General features: G+C 62.8%; 24 protein-coding genes and 1 tRNA gene. 11 read left to right on the forward strand and 14 right to left on the reverse strand.

Annotation, left to right across the window (positions count from 1 at the left end):
- Nucleotides 1-69: 69 nt before the first annotated feature.
- From bcsS to M52SOB_RS06205, 8 genes are all read right to left on the reverse strand, one after another.
- Entirely contained in the window at nucleotides 70-792 is a 723-nt protein-coding gene (bcsS, locus tag M52SOB_RS06175) for a cellulose biosynthesis protein BcsS (RefSeq protein WP_172601759.1), read from the reverse strand.
- Complete coding sequence (locus tag M52SOB_RS13920; RefSeq protein WP_172601760.1) at nucleotides 792-1145, reverse strand: hypothetical protein; 354 nt, start codon at nucleotides 1143-1145, stop codon at nucleotides 792-794. The genes bcsS and M52SOB_RS13920 overlap by 1 nt, the downstream gene beginning before the upstream one ends.
- Nucleotides 1146-1202: 57 nt before the next feature.
- Complete coding sequence (locus M52SOB_RS06180) at nucleotides 1203-3074, reverse strand: glycosyltransferase (RefSeq protein WP_131111059.1); 1872 nt, start codon at nucleotides 3072-3074, stop codon at nucleotides 1203-1205.
- Complete coding sequence (locus M52SOB_RS06185; RefSeq protein ID WP_131111060.1) at nucleotides 3071-3859, reverse strand: hypothetical protein; 789 nt, start codon at nucleotides 3857-3859, stop codon at nucleotides 3071-3073. The genes M52SOB_RS06180 and M52SOB_RS06185 overlap by 4 nt, the downstream gene beginning before the upstream one ends.
- A gap of 158 nt (nucleotides 3860-4017) precedes the next feature.
- Entirely contained in the window at nucleotides 4018-4623 is a 606-nt protein-coding gene (locus M52SOB_RS06190; RefSeq protein WP_131111061.1) for a DNA-3-methyladenine glycosylase I, read from the reverse strand.
- Nucleotides 4592-5146, reverse strand: coding sequence for a peptidoglycan L,D-endopeptidase MepK (gene mepK, locus M52SOB_RS06195; RefSeq protein ID WP_131111062.1), 555 nt, complete (start codon nucleotides 5144-5146; stop codon nucleotides 4592-4594). Before mepK ends, M52SOB_RS06190 begins: the two co-directional genes overlap by 32 nt.
- A 5-nt stretch (nucleotides 5147-5151) precedes the next feature.
- Complete coding sequence (locus tag M52SOB_RS06200; RefSeq protein WP_131111063.1) at nucleotides 5152-6303, reverse strand: L,D-transpeptidase family protein; 1152 nt, start codon at nucleotides 6301-6303, stop codon at nucleotides 5152-5154.
- Between the two features lie 2 nt (nucleotides 6304-6305).
- Nucleotides 6306-9002 (reverse strand): bifunctional acetate--CoA ligase family protein/GNAT family N-acetyltransferase, encoded by a 2697-nt coding sequence (locus tag M52SOB_RS06205; protein ID WP_131111064.1) that lies wholly within the window; start codon nucleotides 9000-9002, stop codon nucleotides 6306-6308.
- 81 nt (nucleotides 9003-9083) lie between these two features.
- Here M52SOB_RS06205 and M52SOB_RS06210 point away from each other — a divergent pair, with 81 nt between their 5' ends.
- Nucleotides 9084-9911, forward strand: a complete 828-nt coding sequence (locus M52SOB_RS06210) for a class I SAM-dependent methyltransferase (protein ID WP_131111065.1) — start codon at nucleotides 9084-9086, stop codon at nucleotides 9909-9911.
- 32 nt (nucleotides 9912-9943) lie between these two features.
- Here M52SOB_RS06210 and M52SOB_RS06215 read toward each other — a convergent pair whose 3' ends face one another.
- Nucleotides 9944-10345 carry a bacteriohemerythrin gene (locus M52SOB_RS06215; protein ID WP_131111066.1) on the reverse strand — a complete coding sequence of 134 codons (402 nt, stop codon included), beginning with the start codon at nucleotides 10343-10345 and terminating at the stop codon, nucleotides 9944-9946.
- A gap of 77 nt (nucleotides 10346-10422) precedes the next feature.
- Between M52SOB_RS06215 and M52SOB_RS06220 the strand changes: the two genes are divergently transcribed.
- Nucleotides 10423-11139: a pseudouridine synthase gene (locus M52SOB_RS06220; protein WP_131111067.1), complete on the forward strand. Its 717-nt coding sequence runs from the start codon at nucleotides 10423-10425 to the stop codon at nucleotides 11137-11139.
- Nucleotides 11132-11701: a class I SAM-dependent methyltransferase gene (locus tag M52SOB_RS06225; protein ID WP_131111068.1), complete on the forward strand. Its 570-nt coding sequence runs from the start codon at nucleotides 11132-11134 to the stop codon at nucleotides 11699-11701. The genes M52SOB_RS06220 and M52SOB_RS06225 overlap by 8 nt, the downstream gene beginning before the upstream one ends.
- Here M52SOB_RS06225 and mnmH read toward each other — a convergent pair.
- Nucleotides 11667-12719: a tRNA 2-selenouridine(34) synthase MnmH gene (gene mnmH, locus M52SOB_RS06230; RefSeq protein WP_284155229.1), complete on the reverse strand. Its 1053-nt coding sequence runs from the start codon at nucleotides 12717-12719 to the stop codon at nucleotides 11667-11669. The two genes, M52SOB_RS06225 and mnmH, sit on opposite strands and share 35 nt — an antisense overlap.
- Here mnmH and selD point away from each other — a divergent pair.
- Complete coding sequence (selD, locus tag M52SOB_RS06235) at nucleotides 12718-13755, forward strand: selenide, water dikinase SelD (protein ID WP_284155230.1); 1038 nt, start codon at nucleotides 12718-12720, stop codon at nucleotides 13753-13755. The two genes, mnmH and selD, sit on opposite strands and share 2 nt — an antisense overlap.
- Here selD and M52SOB_RS06240 read toward each other — a convergent pair.
- Nucleotides 13742-14350, reverse strand: coding sequence for an arylesterase (locus tag M52SOB_RS06240; protein ID WP_131111070.1), 609 nt, complete (start codon nucleotides 14348-14350; stop codon nucleotides 13742-13744). The genes selD and M52SOB_RS06240 overlap by 14 nt on opposite strands.
- Between M52SOB_RS06240 and M52SOB_RS06245 the strand changes: the two genes are divergently transcribed.
- Genes M52SOB_RS06245 through M52SOB_RS06255 form a run of 3 tightly spaced genes read left to right on the forward strand, consistent with a single transcriptional unit; the run spans nucleotide 14349 to nucleotide 16096 of the window.
- A complete protein-coding gene (locus M52SOB_RS06245) occupies nucleotides 14349-15017 on the forward strand; it encodes an ABC transporter ATP-binding protein (protein ID WP_131111071.1) in 669 nt (222 codons plus the stop codon). The two genes, M52SOB_RS06240 and M52SOB_RS06245, sit on opposite strands and share 2 nt — an antisense overlap.
- Nucleotides 15018-15041: 24 nt before the next feature.
- Nucleotides 15042-15236: a hypothetical protein gene (locus tag M52SOB_RS06250; protein ID WP_131111072.1), complete on the forward strand. Its 195-nt coding sequence runs from the start codon at nucleotides 15042-15044 to the stop codon at nucleotides 15234-15236.
- Entirely contained in the window at nucleotides 15233-16096 is an 864-nt protein-coding gene (locus M52SOB_RS06255) for a hypothetical protein (RefSeq protein ID WP_131111073.1), read from the forward strand. Before M52SOB_RS06250 ends, M52SOB_RS06255 begins: the two co-directional genes overlap by 4 nt.
- Here M52SOB_RS06255 and hpnE read toward each other — a convergent pair.
- Genes hpnE through hpnC form a run of 3 tightly spaced genes read right to left on the reverse strand, consistent with a single transcriptional unit; the run spans nucleotide 16086 to nucleotide 19092 of the window.
- Nucleotides 16086-17459: a hydroxysqualene dehydroxylase HpnE gene (gene hpnE / locus M52SOB_RS06260; protein WP_131111074.1), complete on the reverse strand. Its 1374-nt coding sequence runs from the start codon at nucleotides 17457-17459 to the stop codon at nucleotides 16086-16088. The two genes, M52SOB_RS06255 and hpnE, sit on opposite strands and share 11 nt — an antisense overlap.
- Nucleotides 17444-18277, reverse strand: coding sequence for a presqualene diphosphate synthase HpnD (gene hpnD, locus M52SOB_RS06265; protein ID WP_131111075.1), 834 nt, complete (start codon nucleotides 18275-18277; stop codon nucleotides 17444-17446). Before hpnD ends, hpnE begins: the two co-directional genes overlap by 16 nt.
- A complete protein-coding gene (hpnC, locus tag M52SOB_RS06270) occupies nucleotides 18274-19092 on the reverse strand; it encodes a squalene synthase HpnC (RefSeq protein ID WP_131111076.1) in 819 nt (272 codons plus the stop codon). Before hpnC ends, hpnD begins: the two co-directional genes overlap by 4 nt.
- 36 nt (nucleotides 19093-19128) lie before the next feature.
- On the opposite strand from hpnC, the gene M52SOB_RS06275 reads away from it, so the two are divergent.
- From M52SOB_RS06275 to clpX, 4 genes are all read left to right on the forward strand, one after another.
- Nucleotides 19129-19213 (forward strand) — tRNA-Leu (locus M52SOB_RS06275).
- A gap of 44 nt (nucleotides 19214-19257) precedes the next feature.
- Nucleotides 19258-20586, forward strand: a complete 1329-nt coding sequence (tig, locus tag M52SOB_RS06280; protein WP_131111077.1) for a trigger factor — start codon at nucleotides 19258-19260, stop codon at nucleotides 20584-20586.
- 8 nt (nucleotides 20587-20594) lie between these two features.
- Nucleotides 20595-21227 (forward strand): ATP-dependent Clp endopeptidase proteolytic subunit ClpP, encoded by a 633-nt coding sequence (gene clpP / locus M52SOB_RS06285; protein ID WP_172601761.1) that lies wholly within the window; start codon nucleotides 20595-20597, stop codon nucleotides 21225-21227.
- A 27-nt stretch (nucleotides 21228-21254) separates the two neighbouring features.
- Nucleotides 21255-22529 (forward strand): ATP-dependent Clp protease ATP-binding subunit ClpX, encoded by a 1275-nt coding sequence (gene clpX, locus M52SOB_RS06290; RefSeq protein ID WP_131112457.1) that lies wholly within the window; start codon nucleotides 21255-21257, stop codon nucleotides 22527-22529.
- Nucleotides 22530-22559 lie beyond the last annotated feature (30 nt).

Below are 22559 nucleotides of genomic sequence, written 5' to 3' on the forward strand. Positions count from 1 at the left end.
TGGCGATGTGAGGTAGGAGCAGAGGACGAGGCGGTCATCGCGCCGCCCCGTCTTCTTTATCGATCAGGTTCAGAAAGACCGGGTGAATTCGAGACCGCCATAGGGTGAAGAGGCACTTCCTGTGGCGGTTCTGATCCCCGCCTTGAAGATCGTCATGGTCTTGCCGTCGAGCGGCAGGACGAAGAGCCCGCCCAACTGGGCCGCGTCATAATCGGGATCGCCGTGCAGGACCAGTTCTGCACCGATTCGCCGGCTTGCACCGATCGACTTGAAAATGCGCCCGCGCAGCCAGTAGGCTTCACGGCCGAAAGTGTAGCTGGCGCCCAGCAGTGCGCGCAAATCCGGCGCCAGTTGCGTTTCGCCTTCCAATTGGACAAACGGATTGACTTTGCCACCACGGCTGGCGTTTTCAGGATCGTCGGGCGACAGCGACGTCTGTTGGTAGGCTGCTCCGACATAACCGGCCCACCAGCCTCTCTCACCGGCACTTTGATAGCCGGCGGCACCTGAGACTCGCCAATAACGCGCGTCGATCGGCGAGCCTGACTTGTCGTATTGGTAAGTCCCTGCATCGAGCCAGGCCCGATAGGCGAGTCCCGCACCCAAAGCATTGCTCGCGGCCTGGATTCCGCCCAGATAGAAATAACTGTTGTCCTTGGCAAACTCGAAGCCTGCCAGATTCAGTCCTTTGTCTGCACATGCCAACGAGGACGCCATGGCAAATCCAAGCGCGACGAGTGTTCGAATGCGGGCATTGCGTATGGAAAGAGAGAAAAGAAGAAGGCGGCGCATCAATCGGGCTTTTCGGCAACAGGCGTTACTTCGTACAGGTAAATCGGTGAGACGGGACTCTGCAAAGCGCGCCCCGGGCCGATGCATACGAGGAAATCCTCGGATCGCCGTCGGGTAAAGAAGCGGCCTTGAATCGACGTCCCTTCCGGAATCGGTTTGAATGTCAGAACGGCCTCCAGGCGATCACCAGTCATCGTGATGAGTCCAACCTCATCGGGGTGTTCCTGCTTTTCTTTGATTCGATAAAGCATAGCCGCCCAGTTCCTGGCTGCAAATTGAGAGGTGGGCGAAATAATCCCCATTTTTTCGGCCATCCATTCGCTTGGCGTCGGGATGCGCTCTGTGAGCGTCAACAACTGCCATTGCAGATCAGAGCCATAGAGGAATAGTTTCAGCTGGTCGCGGTAATGCTAATCCTGGACGACGAACCGGCAGCCGATGGCCTTGACATAGCGTTGGTCCTGTCTGCCACCCTCGATGTGGCTGGTGATCTCGCCCAGAAATGGAATTGTTCCGGCCGGCAGGTAAATGATGCCGCGAATCGCTGCGCCGATGGGGGGCGGACTTACAAAGTTGCCATAAATCCTGCAGCCATTCGAGGAGATGTCGTCGACCGTCATGAACCGCATCGGTTCATCGGCAAGAGAGACGTTGGCAGGCAAGGGAATCGGAAAGCGATACTCTTTGCGTCGGAAGCGCGACTGTTTCAGGGAAAACGCCACGATCGCCAAAGCCAGGGACAGGTTGACGGCTGCCCAGACGACATTCGCCACGACCCCAGAGAAGGGGAGATGATGCCAGTAAAGAAATAGCGCGATTCCCACCGGAATGGCAGCAGCATTGAAGATCAACACCACGAGTTGGGGCGTCAGCAAACGCAACGATTCACTTCTCGGGGTTTGCTCCTTGGGAGTGACGAAGAAAGACAGTCGCTTTCTGAACAGCCCCAGAGTCGCCCAGGCAAAGCCAGCGAACCGCCCCATGTTGTATTGCTCGATGTACAGCGTATTGCCAAAACCTCGGCCGACTTCCTCGAAAACCCAAAAGTTCAGCAGGTAGTAAGGAATGAAATGCCAGAGAAACTCCGCACCGAGCGCGTTGATGGGCATCATCCCGGTGAATAGGACGATGACGGGGGCGACGTAAAAAATCGCCTTTTGCCAACCGTCGAAATAGGTGGACATCGAAGCGAAGTAGTTGAGCCTCTGAGCGAGCGTCAGACCGCGCGCGAACAAGACGCCTTCCTGCCGCCATACCTGCATGGCGCCCTGCCCCCAGCGAATGCGTTGCTTCAAAAAGGGCATGACGCTATTGGGGGCGAGGCCGAAGGCGAGGGACTCGGGGTGATAGACGGATTTGTATCCTGCTTTGTGAATCCGAAGCGAGGTGTGTAAATCCTCGGTGACCGTGCCGGTCGCGAACCCTCCGACGTCATCGAGGGCCGAGCGGCGGATGACTGCACAACTACCGCAGAAAAAAGCAGCATTCCAATAGTCCTTACCGCGTTGGATGACCCGAAAGAAGAGTGATTGTTCGGTCCAGACCAGTTTGCGATTGGGGCGCCAGCGGTGTTGGTAGGAATCCAGATTGAAGAAATCCTGCGGGGTCTGCACGAAAGCGACTTTTTCGTCCTGGAAATAGCCCAAAGTGCGAGTCAGGAAATACTTGTGTGGGGCATGGTCGCAGTCGAAGACGGCAATGAAATCCGCATCGCTGTGGCGCAGGGCGTTATTCAGATTACCGGCCTTGGCATCGGTGTTTTCTTGCCGGGCGAGATAGCGTACCCCGAGCTCCTGCGCCAAGGCGGCCATTTCAGGGCGATTGCCGTCATCGAGTAGCCAGGTCTCGTGGGGGTAATCCATGTGGATGGCGGCGACGAGCGTATTGCGTACCAGTTCCACGGGCTCGTTGTAGGTCGGAATGAAGACATCGACCTTGAACCCGGGCGGTGGCGGAGGCGAAATACGAATGCGCAGGCGCCAGGTCATGAAGAGATGCAACAGTGTCGTGAGCATCCCGAACAGCTCTGCGCCATAGAGCAGAATGGAAAACCCTAAGGCCTGCTCGTTGAAGGTGTCGAGCCGCCAGGTCAGATACCAGGCAGCGACACCGAGAAAAATCACGACGAGCAGTGTTTGAAAACCGTTCAGGCTTTCGTATTCGATGGGTGCAGAAGAGATGGATCGGGCACCGGACGGATCTATTGAGCTGTCAATTTCGTGGAGCAGATATTCGCCAGCCGATTCCCCAGCGCGTATCAATGGCGAGTCGTCTGGTTTCATCTTGGCAAGCTGCTGGATACCGCAGAAGCAATGATTCGCGCATTTCTCAAATGCTTGAGGCGGGCTATCAGCATGAGCGCCAGAGCGACCGACAGCAGGACCAGTGCCGAGGGTTCTGGCAAGTCATGCAGAAGGATCGAGATGTTGTCCAATCCCCACGCTTCGTCCAGATAACCGCTCGCAGTGGTACCTTGCAGCCCTTCCCCGAAAAAGGAGAGGATGAGGCTGTCTGCCGAATGAGGGAAAGAGAGAGTCAGCCGATAGACGGCATCCATGACCTCGGCAGCGTCTTTACCAGAGCCCGGGATCCAATCCCCGAAAGAGTATCCCAGCGAATATCTTTCCGCTGCCCCGGTCATTGGGCTGCATGGCGCAATGTCTCCGGGACAATAGGACTGCCCCGCAGGGTGGCCGTTGCTGAAAGATTCGAGGAATAGCAATGCCGAGTCTGCGCTTACGCCGAACCGGTCAGGGCCATATTCAATGGCTTCTCCATCCCACGAGCGCAGAAGGTAAAGATCGAAACTCAAAGTGATGGCATCATGAGTTGGCAGGCCAGCGAGGGAAAGCGAAGTGCCTGCGTTGGAAAACTCGCCGAGGAATCGCCGCCAGCCACCGTAATCCGGATTCGGAGCACTTTGTATGGTTCCTGCCGACCAACCCGGTACGCTTGCCCCGATGTCCCACTGGAAATCATGTGAGTAATAAGGCGTGGCCGAAGCTTGTGACATCAGCCCAAACAGGAAAAGGTACAGGATGTTTTGCAAATAACCGCGCAATTTCATTGTCTTGCCTCCATCGACGAACAGCTTGGCGAGATCAAAGCACAAAGCGTGCCACAAAAAACCTCAATCGATGTTCCCATTTTTCTGGAACAAAATGAAGGGGAAGTGTAAAGATTCTCGACACCGCTGTTTATAAAATCGACGGTCGTTGTCGAGTTTCAGACAGTATGATGATCTGGATGGGCTCGACAGCCGACGAGGTGGTCATTGACCAGTCCCGTCGCCTGCATCAGTGCATAGACGATCGTCGGACCGACGAAGCGAAAGCCCCGCTGGGCAAGCGCTTTCGACATCGCTTGGGCGGTGGGCGTGAAGACCGGCACTTCGTCGGCAGTGCGCCAGCGGTTGATGACCGGCTTGCCATCGACGAACTGCCAGAGCAGTACCTCCAGACTCTTGCCTGCTTCGTAGAGCGCGAGGGTGGCGCGCGCATTGCCGATCGCGGCGTCGATTTTCAGACGGTTCCTGACGATGCCGGGATCGGCGAGCAGCCGCGCGACATCACGATTCCCATAGCGGGCGATTCTTTCAGGGTCGAAGCCAGAAAAGGCGCGGCGGAAGTTTTCGCGTTTCTTCAGGATCGTGAGCCAAGACAGACCCGCCTGCATGCCCTCGAGGATCAGGAATTCGAACAGCCGCCGCTCGTCGTGGCAGGGCACGCCCCATTCGCTATCGTGATAGGCGACGTAGAGCGGATCGGTTCCGCACCAGGGGCAACGGATCACCGGGGAACTACCAGTAACGCACCCGTCCGGTATCGACATGCACGAACTGTTCGCGCGGGTAGTAGCCGACGCCGCCCTGTTTGAGACCGATGGCTGCCTCCCGCAGATCATCGAGGGGCACGCCGGGCAGTCGAATGTCGATCGCCTTGCCGTCCATGTGCAGGCTGTGGCGGGCGACGCCGCCGCCGCGCGTGGCTTTCAGCGTGGCGTTGGTTTCCGGGCAGCGATAGCCGGAAATGACGTGATAGGGCTCGCTGCAGCCGAGTTCCCGTTGCAGGCGGAACAGCAGATCGAAGAGTTGCGGGTCGATGGTGCCAACTTGCCCGGAATAGTGATCGCGCAGGAAATGGTTGAGTGCCGTCAGCGCACCTGGCAGGTAGCGGTCATCGACGGCATATACGATCGAGAGATGCTCGCCGGTGTGGGTATGGCGGAAAGCGAGGCTGCGGGCATTGGGCAGCGAGGCGAGCGCACGGGTTGCGAAAGGCAGCATCACACCGCTCAACATGATCCGGGCAGAGGTGCGCAGGAAGCCGCGGCGATGATGGATCCGCTGATTCATGAGGTTCATTCTAGCGCGTCGAGTCCGTAGATGTCCGGGAAGAAAGAGACTTTTCCCGGGTCATCTGCGACGGCGGTCAGGTAAACGATGATCACCGGCACGGGTTCGGGCAGTTTCACGATGCGCGTCTGGCCGCTTTGCATCGCTTCGAGGATGCGTGGCTCATCCCAGGACGGATCGTCGTTCAGGACGAAACGCGCCAGGGCGACCGGCTCTTCGACACGGATGCAGCCATGGCTGAAGTCACGCCGCGCCTTGGCGAACAGGCGCACGGCTGGCGTGTGGTGCATGTAGATGTTGTCATGGTTCGGGAAAGCGAATTTGATGCCGCCCAAGGCGTTTTTCGGCCCGGGCCGCTGGCGCAGGTGCAGTCTGCCGCGCAATACCGCATCGAGGTTTTCTTCCGTCAGCGTCGTGATGGCTCCGCCGTGGCCGTCATGGAATTCGAAATCCTCCGCGACGAAATGAGCGGGGTCGCGGCGCAGCCGCGGCACCAGCTCCTTGCGTGCGATCGACGGCGGCACGTTCCAGTAGGGCCTGAATTCGAGGTAGCGCATCTCCTCGACGAACAGCGGGGTGGGCGTCTTGTTGCGCGCGCTGCCGACGATGATCTTCATGCGGAGTTTCTCTTCGTTGCCCGCGTAGGCGCGCAAGACGAATTCCGGCACATTGACGAGCAGGTGGCGCGGCGCGAAGGGCAGTTGGTGCAGGCGTTCGAGGTTGAGCTCGATCTGCCGCAGCCGTCTGGCGGGTGGAACGTTCAAGGCCGCGAGGGTGTCCTTGCCGATCACACCGTCGGTTTCCAGCCCATGGCGTTTCTGGAAGGCGGTGACGGCGGCGACGAGCTCGCCTTCGTAGCGGGCGGGAGGCGGTATGGCGGGCGAGAGGTCGCCGAGCGCGGCGAGCCGTCGCACCAGAATGGGCAGGCCGGCCCAGGGTTTGCCGGGTACCAGTTTGCGGGCACCCAAGGGTGGCAGGGGTTCGTTCCAGGCGGCCTGAACGGCCGGATCGGCGGCCAGTCGTCGGTAATGCGCCAGCGCGGCTTCGAGCCCGGCCTGCAGCGGATGCGCCAAGGCCAGGGTTGGCATCAGCAGTCCGGCCAGCCACACCAGCAGCCGACCGGCCACGCGAAGTCGGCGCTGGCGGGACGGCACCATCGTCAGTTGAGCGTCAGCACGCCGCGCTTCAGTCCAGGATCTTCGGGATGGGGCGAGAGCACGAAGCCGAGGCTGGTGACGAACTGGATCATGCGGCGGTTCTCGGCGAGGAAATCGCCGTTCATGTACTTGATGCCGCGCGAACGGGCGGTGTCGATCAGCACGCCCATCAGCCGGCGCGCCAGCCCCTTGCCCTGCCAGGCATCGGCGACGACGATGGCGAATTCGCAGGATTCGCCATCCGGATTCGTCGCATAGCGCGCGACGCCGACTTCGGTTTCCTTGCCGTCACTCTGCGTCGTTGCGACGAAGGCCATCTCGCGGTCGTAATCGATCTGCGTCAGACGCACGAGCTGCGCCGCCGAGAGTTCCTTCAGCGTGTTCATGAAGCGGTAGTACTTGGTTTCCGGCGACAGGTTGCGCACGAATTCCTGCTCCATGTCGGCGTCTTCCGGCCGGATCGGCCGGATCGTCACCACTTGGCCATCGGGGGTCTGATATTCCGTGATCAGGTGCGACGGGTAGGGGTGGATCGCCATGTGGTCGTAGCGACCCGCGGTGAGCGGCAGGTTTTCGATCGCGATGCGCGCATCGACCGCCACGGCGCCGTATTCGTCCACGATCAGCGGATTGATGTCCAGCTCCTGGATCCACGGCAGCTCGCAGACCATTTCGGAAACGCGCAGCAGCACGGCTTCGAGCGCCTCCATATTCACCGGTGGCATGTTGCGGTATTCGCCCAGCCGGGCAGCGATGCGCGTCGAGGCGAGCATGTCGTCGACGAGGAACTTGTTGAGCGGCGGCAGCGCGACGGCGCGTTGTGCGCAAAGGGCATCGCTGCGGACATCGCTGTCTGGGGTGCCGAAGACGATGGTCGGACCGAAGATCTGGTCGCGCGTCATGCCGACGACGAGCTCGCGTCCATTGGTTTTCTGGATCATCGGCTCGATCGCGATGCCGTGGATGATCGCATCGGGGCGGTGTTTCTTCACTTCCTCGATGATCTCGGTGTAGGCATCGCGCACGGCGGCGAGACTATTCAGATTGAGGCGCACGCCGCCCGAGTCGCTCTTGCTGGCGATCTGCGGCGAATCGACTTTCATCACCACCGGCAGGCCGATTTCCTCGGCGAGCACCATGGCCTCGGAGGGCGAGCGGGCGACGACGGTCTGCGCGATTGGGATGCGAAAGGCGGCAAGAAGCGCCTTCGATTCCATTTCGTTGAGCACCTTGCGCCCTTCGGCGAGCGCGGTTTCGATCACCAGCCGCGCCGATTCGAGCCGGGGCGCGACATGGTCGGCGATCGAAGCCGGTGCCTGCATCAACAGCTGCTGGTTGCGGTAGTAATTCGAGATGTGCGAAAACAGTTCGACCGCCGGTTCCGGGGTGTGAAAGGTCGGGATGCCGGCGCCCCGCAGCAGCAGGCGCGCCTCATAGACCTGCTCGCCGCCCATCCAGCAGGTGACCACCGGCTTGTCGGATTTTTTCGAGGCTTCGATCACCGCGCGCGCCGACTGGGTCGGGTCGGTCATCGCCTGCGGGGTGAGGATCACCAGCACGCCATCGACGTTGTCGTCTTCGAGGCAGACTTTCATGGCTGCGGCATAACGTTCGGGTGTCGCATCGCCGACGATGTCGATCGGGTTGCCTTTCGACCAGGTCGGCGGCAACAGGGCATCGAGTCTTTCGCGCGCCGCGGTGCCGATTTCGGCGAGCGGGATGCCGATGTCGGCAGCGTAGTCGGCGGCCATCACGCCGGGGCCGCCGCCGTTGGTGACGATCATCAGCCGGTTGCCGCGCGGCCGGAAATGCGAAAACAGCGCCTGGGCCGCGGCATACATCTGGCCGACCTTGCCCAGCCGCACCACGCCGGCGCGGCGCACCGCGGCATCGAACACGTCATCGGCACCGACCAGCGCGCCGGTGTGCGACAGCGCTGCCTGGCGTCCGGCCGGATGGCGCCCGACCTTGATCAGCAATACCGGCTTGGCGCGCGCTGCGGCACGCAGCGCGCTCATGAAACGGCGCGCGTTCTTGATGCCCTCGATGTAGAGGAAGATGCTCTCGGTACGCGGGTCGGCGACCATGTAGTCGAGCACTTCGCCGAAATCGATGTCGCTTTCCGCGCCGAGCGAGACGACGTTGGAAAATCCCACCTTGTTCGGCAGCGCCCAATCGAGGATCGCGGTGCACAGGGCACCGGATTGGGAAATCAGGCCGATCGTGCCGGGATGCGCGCTGCCGTTGGCGAAGGTGGCATTGAGATTGCTGCCCGGCCGCATGATGCCCAGACAGTTCGGACCCAGCAGGCGCACACGGTGGCGATGTGCGGAATCGAGCGTGGCGCGCAGCAGGTTCGCGCCGCGCGGGCCCATTTCGGCGAAACCGCCGGAGATGATGATCGCGTTCCGGGTGCCGGCGCGGCCGCAGGCTTCGACGATGGCCGGCACCGTCTCGGCCTTGGTGCAGATCACCGCGAGATCGAGCCGCTGCGGAATGCTCTCGACCGAATCGTAGGCCTTCTGGCCATATACGAACTCGTGGCGTGGATTGACGAAGTAGAGCTTGCCGGTATAGCCGCCGTCGATGACGTTGCGGACCAGCGTGGAGCCGACCGATCCCGGTGTTTCCGAAGCGCCGACGATGGCGATGGATTGGGGCTCGAAGAGCGGGGTGAGATAATGTTTTTCGTCGTTCATAGGAGGTTAGACTTTTGGTCAGTCCCTCGAAATTTGCAATGATGTTGCAGTGCAACAGGATACCACCAACAGCGAGACCAGATGCAAGAAAAACACGCCATTCTCCCCGGTCAATCAACCGACCTGTTGAAAGAATTGCACATCCTGACGCGTGACGGGCAGCTCAATCAGGACAGCCGGCGCAAGCTCAAGCAGGTCTATCATCTGATCGGCTTCATCGAGCCGCTGATCCAGGAAACCGCCGCCCGGCAGCCGGAGGTGAATCTGGTCGATTTCGGCGCCGGCAAATCCTACCTGGGTTTCCTGCTCTACGACCTGTTTTTCAAAGACGGGCGGATCACTGCCTCGGTGCATGGCATCGAGGCGCGTAACGAGCTGGTCGAAAAAGCGTGTGCGCTTGCAGCCCGGCTGGGCTTTGCCGGCATGCGCTTTCATGCGCTGGATGCCGCGAATGCGGCCTCCTGTCCCGACCTGCCGCAGCGCATCGACATCGTCACCGCGTTGCATGCCTGTGACACCGCGACCGACGACGCGATCCGCTTCGCGTTGAAGCGCCAGGCTCGATTCGTCGTGCTGGTGCCCTGTTGCCAAGCCGAGATCGCCGCGCTGTTGAGGAAACACAAGAGCCGGGCGCTCGCCAATCCGCTCACGGAACTATGGCGCCACCCCTTGCACACACGCGAATTCGGCAGCCTCGTCACCAACGTGCTGCGCTGCCTGCAACTCGAAGCGCATGGCTACCAGGTGAGCGTGACCGAACTGGTCGGCTGGGAACACTCGCTGAAAAACGAGCTGATCGTCGCCCGGCGTACCGGACAGCCGGCGCGCCACCGCGGCGCACGGCTCAGGGAAATCCTCGCCTTTCTCGGCCTGGAAGCAGAACTCTCCGAGCGCTTCTTCTTGCCCTGAGATTCACGCGCAGCTTGATTCGCCGGGATTTCCTACATCACGTTGGCGAGGAAAGCGCCCAGCCGCATGTCGGTGGTGAGGATGTGCTCCGTCAGCCAGCGTTCGAGGATTTCGATGTGCCGTTCCGTCATCTCGCCACCGCCTTGCAACAGCTCGCGTTGCAGTTCCTTGGCGGTGTCGATCAGTTCGCGGTGCTCGGCCTTGTGCGCCTCCATGTCCTTGTACTGGTACTTGAGCATCAGGCGCTCCTCGTGACTGAAATGCCAGACCGTGCAGTTGATCAGCTCGTCGAGCACTGCGGCCAGATATTCCGGCGTTTCCCGGTCTTTGACGGCGTGGTTGAGGGTGTTGAAAATGTCGACCAGTTTGCGATGGTCCTCATCGACTTCTTCGACGCCGATACTCAGGGTCTTGCTCCAGACGATGTCTTTCATGATGCCTCTCCCAATGAGGTTCGAAGTGCCGTTTTTATCAGCATAGCAATGATGAGCCTGCAAAACGAGGATTGCCGATGCCGCGCATGACACTCGACCGGATGCTGCAATCGCAGGGTTTCGGCTCGCGCAAGACCTGCCGCGGCCTGATCGAGGCGGGCGCAGTGAAGATCGACGGAGAAATCATCGCGGACTGGCGTATCGAAATCGACACCGACGGGCTCGAATTCGAGGTGGATGGCCAGCGCTGGGCATACCGCGAGCATGTCTATCTGGCGCTCAACAAACCCGCGGGCGTCGAATGTTCGCGGCGGCCGTCCCATCATCGTGGCGTGCTCGCGTTGTTGCCCGACAATTTCACGCTGCGCAATGTCCAGCCGGTCGGCCGCCTCGACCACGATACGACGGGGCTCCTACTGCTCTCGGATGATGGCGCCTTCATCCATGCCCTCACACACCCGAAGCGGCATGTGCCCAAGACCTACGTGGCGACGATCCACGAAGCCGCGACGCCGGAACTGATCGCCAAACTCCAGGCTGGGGTGAGGCTCGTCGACGCGCCGGATTTGCTGCGCGCCAAGGCGCGGCAAGTGAGTGAGTGTGAGATCGAGATCGTGCTCGAACAGGGCAAGTATCATCAGGTGAAACGCATGCTCGCCGCCGCCGGCAGCCATTGCGTCGCTCTGCGACGTATCGCGATCGGCGGCCTGACGCTCGAATCACTGGATCTGGCCGAAGGCGAGTGGTGTCATCTCGATGACAAACAACTGGAGAAATTGGTTCAACATGGCTGAAAAAATCCCTCCTGCCAATCCTTCACCATGGATCGTCCGCTTCGCGCCCTTGATTCCGGCCGACGGCGAGGTGCTCGATCTCGCCTGTGGCTACGGCCGCCATGCGCGCTATCTCGCGCAGCTCGGCTACCGGGTCGAAGCAGTCGATCGGGATGCCGAGGCACTGGCGACACTGGTCGGGGTTGCCAACGTGACGACCCGCTGCGCCGATCTCGAAGGCGGCCCCTGGTCCTATTACAGCCGCGTCTTCGACGGCATCGTGGTGAGCCGCTATCTCTGGCGGCCCTTGTTTCCGCAAATTTTCAATGCGCTGGCCGAGGGCGGCGTGCTGATCTATGAGACCTTCATGGAAGGCCAGCAGCTCTATGGCAAACCTGAGAATCCGGCGCACCTGTTGCGCCCCGGCGAGCTGCTCGAACTGGTCGGCAAACGCTTCACGGTGATCGCCTTCGAGCAGGGCGAGATCACGGCAGCGGATGGCGGCACGCAGGTGATCCAGCGTATTTGCGTGCGCCGAGGGCGACCCGTCAGGCTGCCCGAATGCGTTCCGCCAGCTGCCTGATGCCGGCGGGGGATAGATCATCGGTGGCGAAGACCGGCGCGTCGGCATAGCGATAGTTCTTTTCCTGCGAGCGCTGGTAGAGCGGGTCGTAATGCTTCTCCAGCAGCGCCTCGACCAGCGTGCGGAAGTCGCCGGCCTGGATGAGCGCCTGCCAGTGCGCCAGTGTCTCATTGCTCTGCAGGCCGCGCAGACGGTCGAGTTGCTCGGCAAGCCAGTCGGGGCGGGCAAGGAAGTAGTCGTAGTCCCGCAGCAGAAAGTCGGCTCTGGTGGCACGGCACGCCTCGATTTTGAGGCAGGGGGCGGCGCGCATCGCAGCGACCAAGGCATCCGGCAGCTGCAGCTTGCCGATGCGGCGGCTTTCGGCCTCGACGAACACCGGCCGCGCCGCATCGAAGCCTTCGAGCGCGCTCCATAGCCGTGTCTCGAACATCTTCTGCGACGGCTGGGAGGCTTCCGGCAGCACGCCCAGCACCGAGCCTTTGTGGGCGGCGAGCGCTTCGAGGTGCAGCACCTGGGCGCCGAGTTCGGCGAGCGCCTCGAGCAGACGGCTTTTCGCACTGCCGGTGGGGCCGGAGACGACGCGAAAGGAAAGCGTTGCCGGAAGTTCTGCGAGGCGCGCGACGACATGCCGTCGCCAGCCCTTGTAGCCGCCTTCGAGGCGGTGCGCGTCCCAGCCGATCTCGCGCAGGATGTGGGTGAAAGCGCCGGAGCGCTGGCCGCCGCGCCAGCAATAGACGAGCGGCCGCCAGCTCTTCGGCTTGGCGAGGAAATGCGCTTCGATCAGGGCGGCGATGTTGCGGGCGACCAGCACGGCGCCGAGTTTCTTCGCCTCGAAGGGGGAGACCTGCTTATAGAGCGTGCCGATGCGGGCACGCTCTTCGTTCGAGAGCACCGGGCAGCTGATCGCGCCGGGGATGTGATCCTCGGCGAATTCCGCTGGCGAACGCGCGTCGAGGATGGCGTCGAATTCGGCCAGTTGTGCTACCGTTGCGACCCCTTTGGTTTTCATCATCGTCATGACCCTCAAGCTCACCCAATTCTCCCACGGCGGCGGCTGCGGCTGCAAAATCGCGCCGGCCGTGCTCTCGCGCCTGTTGGCCGCATCGCCGCTGCAAAGCGTGCCTGCCGATCTCCTGGTCGGGGTCGAGACGGCCGATGATGCGGCCGTCTATCGTCTGAACGACAGCCAGGCGGTGGTGGCGACGACCGATTTCTTCATGCCGATCGTCGACGATCCGTTCGACTTCGGCCGCATCGCCGCGACCAATGCCCTTTCGGATGTCTATGCCATGGGCGGCCGGCCGCTCTTCGCGCTGGCGGTGGTCGGCATGCCGCTCGACAAGCTGCCGGAGGACGTGATCCGCCAGATTCTCGCCGGTGGCGAGAGTATTTGCGCCGAGGCCGGCATTCCGATCGCCGGCGGGCATTCGATCGATGCGCCCGAGCCGATCTATGGCCTCGTCGGCATCGGGCTCGTCCATCCCCAGCGAGTCAAGAAGAATGCCGGCGCAAAAGCGGGCGATGCGCTGATCCTCGGCAAGCCTTTGGGCATCGGCATTCTCTCCGCCGCGCTCAAAAAAGATGCGCTTTCGGATGAGGGCTATGCCGAGATGATCCGCTGGACGACGAAGCTCAACGTCACCGGCGCGCTGCTGGCCGAGCTGCCCGGCGTGCATGCGGTCACCGATGTGACGGGCTTCGGGCTGGCCGGTCATCTGTTGGAGATCTGCCGCGGCTCGGGGGTTGCTGCACAGGTGGAATTTGCCCGACTGCCACTGATCGAGGAGGCGGTGCGGCATGTGCGCGCGGGCACATTCACCGGCGCCTCCGGGCGCAACTGGGCGAGCTACGGCAGTGCCGTCCTGCCAGCGCCGACTTTCGAAGAGTGGCAGCAGAAGATCGTCACCGACCCGCAAACGAGCGGCGGGCTGCTGGTCGCCTGCGCGCCGGAGAGTGCGGATGAGGTCTTGGCGGCTTTCCGCGCCGACGGCTTCGAGCGGGCAGCGGTGATCGGCGCGTTTGCCGCTGGCGCGCCTTGCGTCACGGTCGTTTGAGCAAAGGCGCGAGCGCAGCCCAGACATGATCGAGGAGCTTCGGCTGCGCCGCGGCCGTCGGATGCAGCCGGTCGGGCTGAAAGGCGCCGTCGTCGAGCGCGATCGGTTCGAGCAGGAAGGGAAGCAGCGCCGTTTTTTCCGCCTTGGCGATCTCGGCGAAGATCGCATGGAATGCGCGCGAGTAGTCCGGCCCGTAGTTGGGCGGCAGTTGCATGCCGACGAGGAGCACCCGGCTGCCGGCGGCTTTGGCTTGTCTGACCATCGCGGTGAGGTTCTCGCGCATCTGCGGCAAGGGCAGCCCGCGCAGGCCGTCGTTGGCGCCCAGCGCGAGGATCACGATGCGCGGCTTTTGTTGCTTGAGCACTGCGGGCAGGCGCGAACGGCCGCCGGCGGTGGTCTCGCCGCTGATGCTGGCATTGACGACTTCCCAAGGCTGACCTTCGCTGGCCAGGCGCGCTTGTAGGAGCACCGGCCAGCTTTGCTCGCGGGCCATGCCGTAACCGGCCGAGAGACTGTCGCCGAAGACGAGGATTTTTTCGGCGGCGTGGGCCTGGCCGATCAGCAGGCTGACGAAGAATGCGAGAATCCTGAACATGGACACGGTATTGGAAGTGGTCGATCTGGGCAAGGACGTCGCCAGCGGCGAGTCTACCCTGACCATTCTCGACGGCATTGGTTTCACGATCGCCGCCGGCGAGTCGGTGGCGATCCTCGGTCCCTCGGGGTCGGGTAAATCGACGTTATTGGGGCTGCTCGCCGGCCTCGATCTGCCGACGCGCGGCCGGGTGCTGCTGGCCGGGCAGGACTTGGCCGCACTCGACGAGGATGCGCGCGCGGCTTTACGCGGCCGGCTGTTGGGCTTCGTCTTCCAGTCGTTTCAATTGCTGCCGGCGCTCACTGCGCTGGAAAACGTCATGTTGCCCCTGGAGCTGCTCGGGCTTGCCGAGCCGCGTGCCACGGCCGAGCAGATGCTTGCGCGAGTTGGTCTGGCCGACCGGCTCGGCCATTACCCGAAGCACTTGTCGGGCGGCGAACAGCAACGCGTCGCGCTGGCGCGCGCCTTCGCCGTGCATCCGCGGCTGTTGCTGGCCGATGAGCCGACCGGCAATCTCGATGCGGCGACGGGCCGCCAGGTGATCGACCTGATGTTCGCGATGAATGCCGAGCAGGGCACCACGCTGGTGCTCGTCACCCACGACGAAGCCCTCGCGCAACGCTGCGCGCGGCGTCTGCGGCTGGCAGCCGGACGGCTGGTATCCTGATCAACCTGAAGGAGGAGCAAAGCCATGAGCCGTCCCGTCGACCCCGACCGATATCTGCGCCAGATCGCCGAACGTATGACCGCGACGCTGGAGCGGGAGGAAATGGAGGTGCTGCTCGACGAGCTGGAATATCTCTATGACGTCATCGATCCTGTGTTGCAGGACAGCGCGGAAACGCTGATGAAACAGTTGCGTCAGAAGCTCGGCTACGCCGCATGAGCGAAGCGCGCTGCTACGCTTTCCGGCGGCTCAATCCTTATCTGGGCGTGACGCAGGTCGTCGATGGCAGCCACGGCCGCGGGGTCTCCGTCGATGGCGTCAATTGGGAGCTCCAGCTGCGGATGCGCTTGCCCGCCGGCTGGGGCTTTCTGAACCGGGGAGCCGTCGATACCGGCTATCTGCGCTTCGGCGTCTGGTCGAAAGCCGAGGGATTGGCGCGCTTTCCGCCGGCACGCAACGTCGATCCGAATGCCGCGGAAAAATCCGCCGCTGCGTTGCTCGATGAAATCGGCGCGTCCCTGCCGCGCCTGCCGTTCCATCTCATCGACACGCTCGAATGCTGGCTCGTCGATATCGTCCGCAAGCCGCTGGCGCTGCTCGCCAGCCTGAAGCCCGACGATCCATTGCCCGAGCGCAGCATACGCCGCTGGACGCCGCTGCTGCCGGAAGTCGAGCACGCCTCGAGCGACGATTTCTCACCGCTGACGCGGTGGGTCGCCGAACGCGCGCTGCCGGGCCCCTGCTGGATTGCACGCGATGCAGAGGGTAACGGCACCCTCGTCAAAGGCATGAACGGAGAGCGCAAGACCTTCCCCGCCGCTGAGTTTCCCGAAACCCTCGTCGATCTGAGCGGTTGCCTAGATGATCGGGTCGGCGAACTGCATGAGGGCTACCTCACGGTGCTCGCCCCGCGACTCTTGATGCTGCCGCTCTCGGCTGCCACCCGCGCCCGTCTCGAAGTGCTGGCGGCACGTCAGCCGACCGAGATCGCGCGCTTCTGGCGGCTTTACCCAGCCATCAATGACCGCGCCTTGCTCAATACCGCTCGGGTGCAGGCGCAGTTGATCGCTACGAGCTGAGAATCCTCCGTGCGACCGCGATACCGCTCCTGACTGCGCCTTCGAGCGTGGCGGGGTAATCGCCGGCGACGTAATCGCCGGCCAGCCAGAGATTCGGGGAGGCGGTGGTGGCGGAAGGGCGCGCCAGGTTGGGCGTGCAGGCGAAGGTGGCGCGCTTTTCCTCGATCACGCGAATCTTCTTCGGCAGCACCAGACCCGGCAAGAGCGGCGCGAGCTGGCGATGGATCGCCCAGCCGAGCTGCCCGTGATCGAGCACCTGCCAGGGGCCGGCCCCACTGATGACGACCGAAAGAAGCCCCGCCGGCCCGCCCAACTGACCACGGTCGAACACCCATTGGCCGTGGCCGTTGGCCAGGCCGAGCATCGGAAAGGAAAGACGCACCGATTCCGGATAGAGGAGGTAGATCGTGGCGATCGGCTGCCAAGACAGTTCCGGCAGCGCGATCTGCGGCGCCAGCGCCGGCAGGTGCCAGGGCGCGACGGCCAGCACGCGATGCTCGAAGTCGGCCAGCGTTTCGAGGCTGTCGATGCGTGTCGAGCGATGCACCTTGCCGCCGCGCGCTTCGATGAACCGCGCCGCCGGTTCCGGAAACAGGCTGGAGAGATCGGTTGCCGGCAGCAAGAGGTCGGCTGCGCTGCGGTTTGCAGCCAGCGTGTCACGCAACACGTTGAGCAAGACCTGCGCCGAGGCTTCCCGTATCGGGGTGTTGAGCGCCGCGAGGCACAGCGGCCCCCAGAGAAAGCGGCGCAACACCGGCGGCTGGTTGGCGATCAGCCGACTGGCCGGGATGTCGCGGGGCAGGCGGAAGCGAATCTTGCTGAGCGCCCGCATCAAGCGCATCGCGGCGAATTTTTCTTGCCAGCGCAGCCCTTGCGACATCGCGAGTGCCCAAGCGAGGTGCAGCGGTGCGGGCAGCGGCAGGGCGGGCGCGGCGAGGCGGAATTCGCGGGGGAACTCCAGATAAAGCGGGAATCGGGCGAGTGCCGTCCTGCCAGCGCCGACTTTGTCGATCAGCCGCAGCGTTTCGCGGTAGGCGCCGACGAGGATGTGTTGGCCGTTATCGACAGTGAGAGCTTGTGAAAAATTCTGCTGCGCGGCCCGCTGGCTGCGTTGCGCGGTGCTCGCTCCCTCGCCTAACTCCATGTTATGTCTCGGTCGCTGCGCTCCGGGCGCCTTGCCATCAGCCCGCTCGCGACGAATTTTTTCACAAGCTCTAAGTCCATCGAGCGTCACCGCGCGGGCCCGGCCGCCCAGCGTGCGCGCGGCTTCGAAGACCTCGACGGCCACACCGGCATCGGCGAGCTCGACGGCGCAGGCGAGGCCGGCCCAGCCGCCGCCGACGACGGCTACGCGGCGAGCCATGTCTTCAACGCCAGCCAAGCCTTACGCGCCGGCGGCAGGAAGGTGCGGCGGTCGAGGACCAGAAAGCCGTCCCGTTCGATTTCGTCGAGCAGGGTCTGGTAGATTGCCGCCATCACGAGCCCGGGGCGCTGCGCCCTGCGGTCGAGGGCGGGCAGCAGCGCAAAGGCGCGGGCGTAGTGTTCGCGCGCCCGCTTTGCCTGGAACGTCATCAGCGCCTTGAATTCCGGGGTATGACGGGCGGCGAGGATGTCCCGTTCGGCGACGCCGTAACGCGCCAATTCGTCCTGCGGCAGGTAGATGCGCCCACGCCGCGCATCTTCGCCGACATCGCGGATGATGTTGGTGAGCTGGAAGGCGATTCCCAGCGCATGGGCATATTTGAGCGTCTGCCGGTCTCGATAGCCGAAGATCTCGGCCGAGAGGAGGCCCACGACGCCGGCGACGCGATGGCAGTAGAGTTGCAGCCGGGCGAAGTCCGGGTAGCGCTCCAGCTCGAGATCCATGCGCATGCCGTCGATGATTTCGGCGAGCTGCTCCACGGGCAGGTCGAAACGTTTTCGGGCCTGGGCCAGTGCCAGGGTGACCGGATGGCTCGGCTGGCCGCCATCGAGGCTTTCGATCTCCGTGCGCCACCAGTCGAGCTTGGCGCTGGCCACCGCCGGCTCGTGGCATTCATCCACCACGTCATCGACTTCGCGGCAGAAGGCATACAGCGCATTCAAAGCCTGACGGCGGGGCGCATCGAGCAGCCGGAACCCTGCCGTGAAGCTCGACGCGCTGGCTTTGACCTTCTCGGCGCAGTAATCGTCGGGGCTCATGCGAATGCCGCCTTGAGGAATAGACGCGGCCAGTCCATGGCGCCGAGCAGCGGACGGCGCCGGAAAACATCGCAGCCGGCGGCTTCGATTTTGTCGAGGATCGCCAGCCCGCCGGCGATGATGGCGCGGATTTCCATGCCGATGCGGCCGGAAAGACTGCGGCCCAGTGCGGCGCCGCTCATCATCAGCGCCCGGGCGCGCTCGACCTGGAAACCCATCAGGGCGCGAAACTCGGCGCTGGCGAGACGGCACCGGAGCATCTCCTCGCTGACGCCGAAACGCGCCATTTCGTCCTGAGGCAAGTAGATGCGGCCGCGCGGCCCCTTGTCGAGATCGATGCCGACATCCTGCCAATGGTTGACGAGCTGCAGCGCGGAGCAGATCTTGTCCGAATGTTGCAGATTCTCGGCCGTGGCCGCATCGAACAGGTGGAGCAGCAGCCGGCCAATCGGATTCGCCGAGCGGCGACAGTAATCGAGCAATTCGTCGTAACTGGCGTAGCGATCTTTGACGACATCCTGCTCGAAAGCCTCGAGCAGGTCGTAAAACGGCGCCAAAGGCAGAGCGTGGGCGGCGATGTGGCCGGCCAGCCGCTGGAAGAGCGGATGCGTGGCGGGCTCGTCGCGGCCGATGCGGTCGAGTTCGGCGCGGTAAGCTGCCAACCGGCGCAGGCGCTCGGCGGCCGGAAGACCGCCTTCGTCGGCGAAATCATCCGCCGAACGTGCGAAGGCATAGATGGCCGTCACCGCCGGCCGCAGCCGGGCCGGCAGCAACAGCGAAGCAACGGGAAAATTCTCGTAGTGATCGACCGACATGAAGCACCAGTATAGTGGGATAGAATGACAGGTCGCGCGAGGGTGGCGGAATTGGTAGACGCACTGGATTTAGGTTCCAGCGCCGCAAGGCATAAGGGTTCGAGTCCCTTCCTTCGCACCAAGCCTTTCGCGCCAACTTTTTTCTGATCAAGTCAAGGATTTTTCATGGAAACGACCCAGGAGACCTCTGTCCAAACCGCTGCGCCGGCCGTCAATCCGCTGGAACGCCGCCTCGACATGGCCGTGACGCTCGGCGAGATCGAACGCGAAGTTGAACAGCAGTTGAAGCGCATCGCCAAGACCGCCAGGATGGCCGGTTTCCGGCCGGGCAAGGTGCCGATGAAGCTGGTGGAGAAGATGTATGGCGGCGAGGCGCGTTCCGAAGCACTCGGCGCGGCCATCGACAAGGCTTTCAACGATCTGGTGCGTGCGCAGAATCTGCGCATCGCCGGCCAGCCGCGTGTCGAGCCAAAGCAAGGCAGCGAGGAAGGCAAGCTCGAATTCACCGCGATCTTCGAGGTCTATCCTGAATTCCAGATCGGCGAGGTCGCCGGCAAGACGATCGAAAAGCCGGTGCTGACCATCACCGACGCCGAGGTCGACCAGACCATCGAAGTGCTGCGCAAGCAGCGCACCACCTATGCCGCGGTCGACCGCGCATCGGTCAAGGGCGACCGCCTGATCGTCGACTTCACGGGCCGCAAGAACGGCGAGGAGTTCCCGGGCGGCAAGGCCACTGATTACCCGGTGTTCGTCGGCGGCGGCATGATGCTGCCGGACTTCGAGGCGGCGCTGGAGGGCGTCAAGACGGGTGAGGAGAAGACCTTCGACGTGAAGTTCCCGGATGATTACCACGCCAAGGATCTGGCCGGCCAGCAGGTGCAGTTCACCGTCGTGGTCAAGAAGGTCGAAGAGCCGCGGCTGCCCGAGGTAGACGCCGATTTCGCCTGCGCCTTGGGCATCCAGGATGGCGATGTCGCCAAGATGCGCGAGGAGGTCAAGACCAATCTCGAGCGCGAGGTCGCCAAGCGCTTGAAGAGCCGCGTCAAGGAACAGGCGATGAACCTGCTGCTCGAAACCAACCCGATCGACGTACCGCAGGCGCTGGTGCAGGCCGAGGCGCAGCAGATGGCCGATCGCGCGTTGGAAGATCTCAAGCAGCGCAACCCGCAGATGAAGGACATGCCCATCGAGGCAAGCTGGTTTCTCGACCAAGCCGCGCGCCGCGTCAAGCTCGGTCTGATCATCGCCGAGCTGGTCAAGAGCCAGGATTTGCACGTCAAGCCCGAGCAGGTGCGCGCCGTCGTCGACGAATTCGCCGCCACCTTCGAGGATCCGCAGGAAGTCGTGCGCTGGTATTACGGCAAGCCCGAGATGCTCGCCCAGGCCGAGGCGCTGGCGATGGAGAACAACGTCGTCGACTGGGTGCTCGCCCACGCGCAGGTGACCGAAAAGCCGGTGGCCTTTGACGAACTGATGGGCACTCAGGCATGATGGCGCACATGGACAGCCAAACACGACGTCAGGACGACATCCAGGCGCTCGGCCTGGTGCCGATGGTCATCGAGACCAGCGGTCGCGGCGAGCGCGCCTACGACATCTATTCGCGCCTGCTCAAGGAGCGGGTGATCTTCCTCGTCGGCCCGGTGAATGACGTGACGGCCAATCTGATCGTCGCGCAGCTTTTGTTCCTGGAATCGGAAAATCCCGACAAGGACATCTTTCTCTACATCAATTCTCCAGGCGGCTCCGTCTCGGCGGGTCTGGCGATCTACGACACGATGCAGTTCATCAAGCCCGATGTTTCGACGCTGTGCGTCGGTCAGGCGGCGTCGATGGGCGCATTCCTGCTCGCCGCCGGTGCACCGGGCAAGCGTTACTGCCTGCCCAATTCGCGCGTGATGATCCACCAGCCGATGGGCGGCTTCCAGGGACAGGCCTCGGACATCGAGATCCATGCCAAGGAAATCCTCCACATCAAACAGCGCCTGAACGAGATGCTCGCCAAGCACACCGGTCAGCCGCTGGAACGCATCGAACGCGATACCGACCGCGATACCTTCCTCTCGGCCGAGGCCGCGGTCGAGTACGGCCTGGTCGACAAGCTGCTCACTCACCGCAGCGAAGCAGCCTGAGACCGAGACAGCATCGGAGAACTGATGATGGCGGGAAAAAAAGAGACGACTGAAAAACTGCTTTATTGCTCGTTCTGCGGCAAGAGCCAGCACGAGGTCAAGAAGTTGATCGCCGGTCCTTCGGTGTTCATTTGCGACGAATGCATCGATCTGTGCAACGACATCATCCGCGACGACAGCGGCGAGGCCGAAAGCACGAAACCGACCAGTGATCTGCCGACCCCGGCCGAGATTCGCGCGGTGCTCGACCAGTACGTGATCGGCCAGGAGCGGGCAAAAAAGATCCTTGCCGTCGCCGTTTATAACCATTACAAGCGGCTGCGCAGCGAGGGCAAGCCGCGACGGGGCAAGGAGGACGTCGAGCTCGCCAAGAGCAACATCCTGCTGATCGGGCCGACCGGCTCGGGCAAGACGCTGCTGGCGCAAACCCTGGCGCGGCTCTTGAACGTCCCCTTCGTGATCGCCGATGCGACCACGCTGACCGAAGCCGGCTATGTCGGCGAGGATGTCGAAAACATCATCGCCAAACTGCTGCAGACCTGCGATCACGACCCGGCCAAGGCGCAACAGGGCATCGTCTATCTCGACGAGATCGACAAGATCTCGCGCCGTAGCGAGAACCGTTCGATTACACGCGACGTCTCCGGTGAAGGCGTGCAGCAGGCCCTCCTGAAGCTGATCGAGGGCACGGTCGCCTCGGTGCCGCCGCAAGGCGGGCGCAAGCACCCGAATCAGGATTTCATCCAAGTCGATACCTCGAACATCCTGTTCATCTGCGGCGGCGCCTTCGATGGCCTCGACAAGATCATCCAGGAACGTTCCGAGAAATCCGGCATCGGTTTTGCCGCGCCGGTCAAGAGCAAGACCAGCGCCAGTGTCAGCGAGATCCTCTCCCAGGTCGAGCCGGACGATCTGGTCAGATATGGCCTGATTCCCGAGCTGATCGGCCGCCTGCCGGTGGTCGCCAATCTCACCGAGCTCGACGAGGAAGCATTGATGCGCATCCTCATCGAACCAAAGAACGCGCTGATCAAGCAATACCAGAAGCTCTTCGCGATGGAGGGCGTCGAGCTCGAGGTGCGCCCCAGCGCCTTGCAGGCGATCGCCAGAAAGGCGATCAAGCGCAAGACCGGCGCGCGGGGCTTGCGTTCGATCATGGAAAACGTGTTGCTCGACACGATGTTCGAACTCCCGGGCATGAGCGGTGTCGAAAAGGTCGTGATCGACGAGAATACGATCGAAGCGGGCGCCAAGCCGTTATTGATCTACGCCGATCAGCCGAAGGTTTCCGGGGCCAACTGAAAGCCGGCGCTATTTGCGCTATCCTGCCGT

Origin of the sequence: Sulfuricystis thermophila (assembly GCF_004323595.1) — a bacterium.
GTDB classification, from domain to species: Bacteria; Pseudomonadota; Gammaproteobacteria; order Burkholderiales; family Rhodocyclaceae; genus Sulfuricystis; species Sulfuricystis thermophila.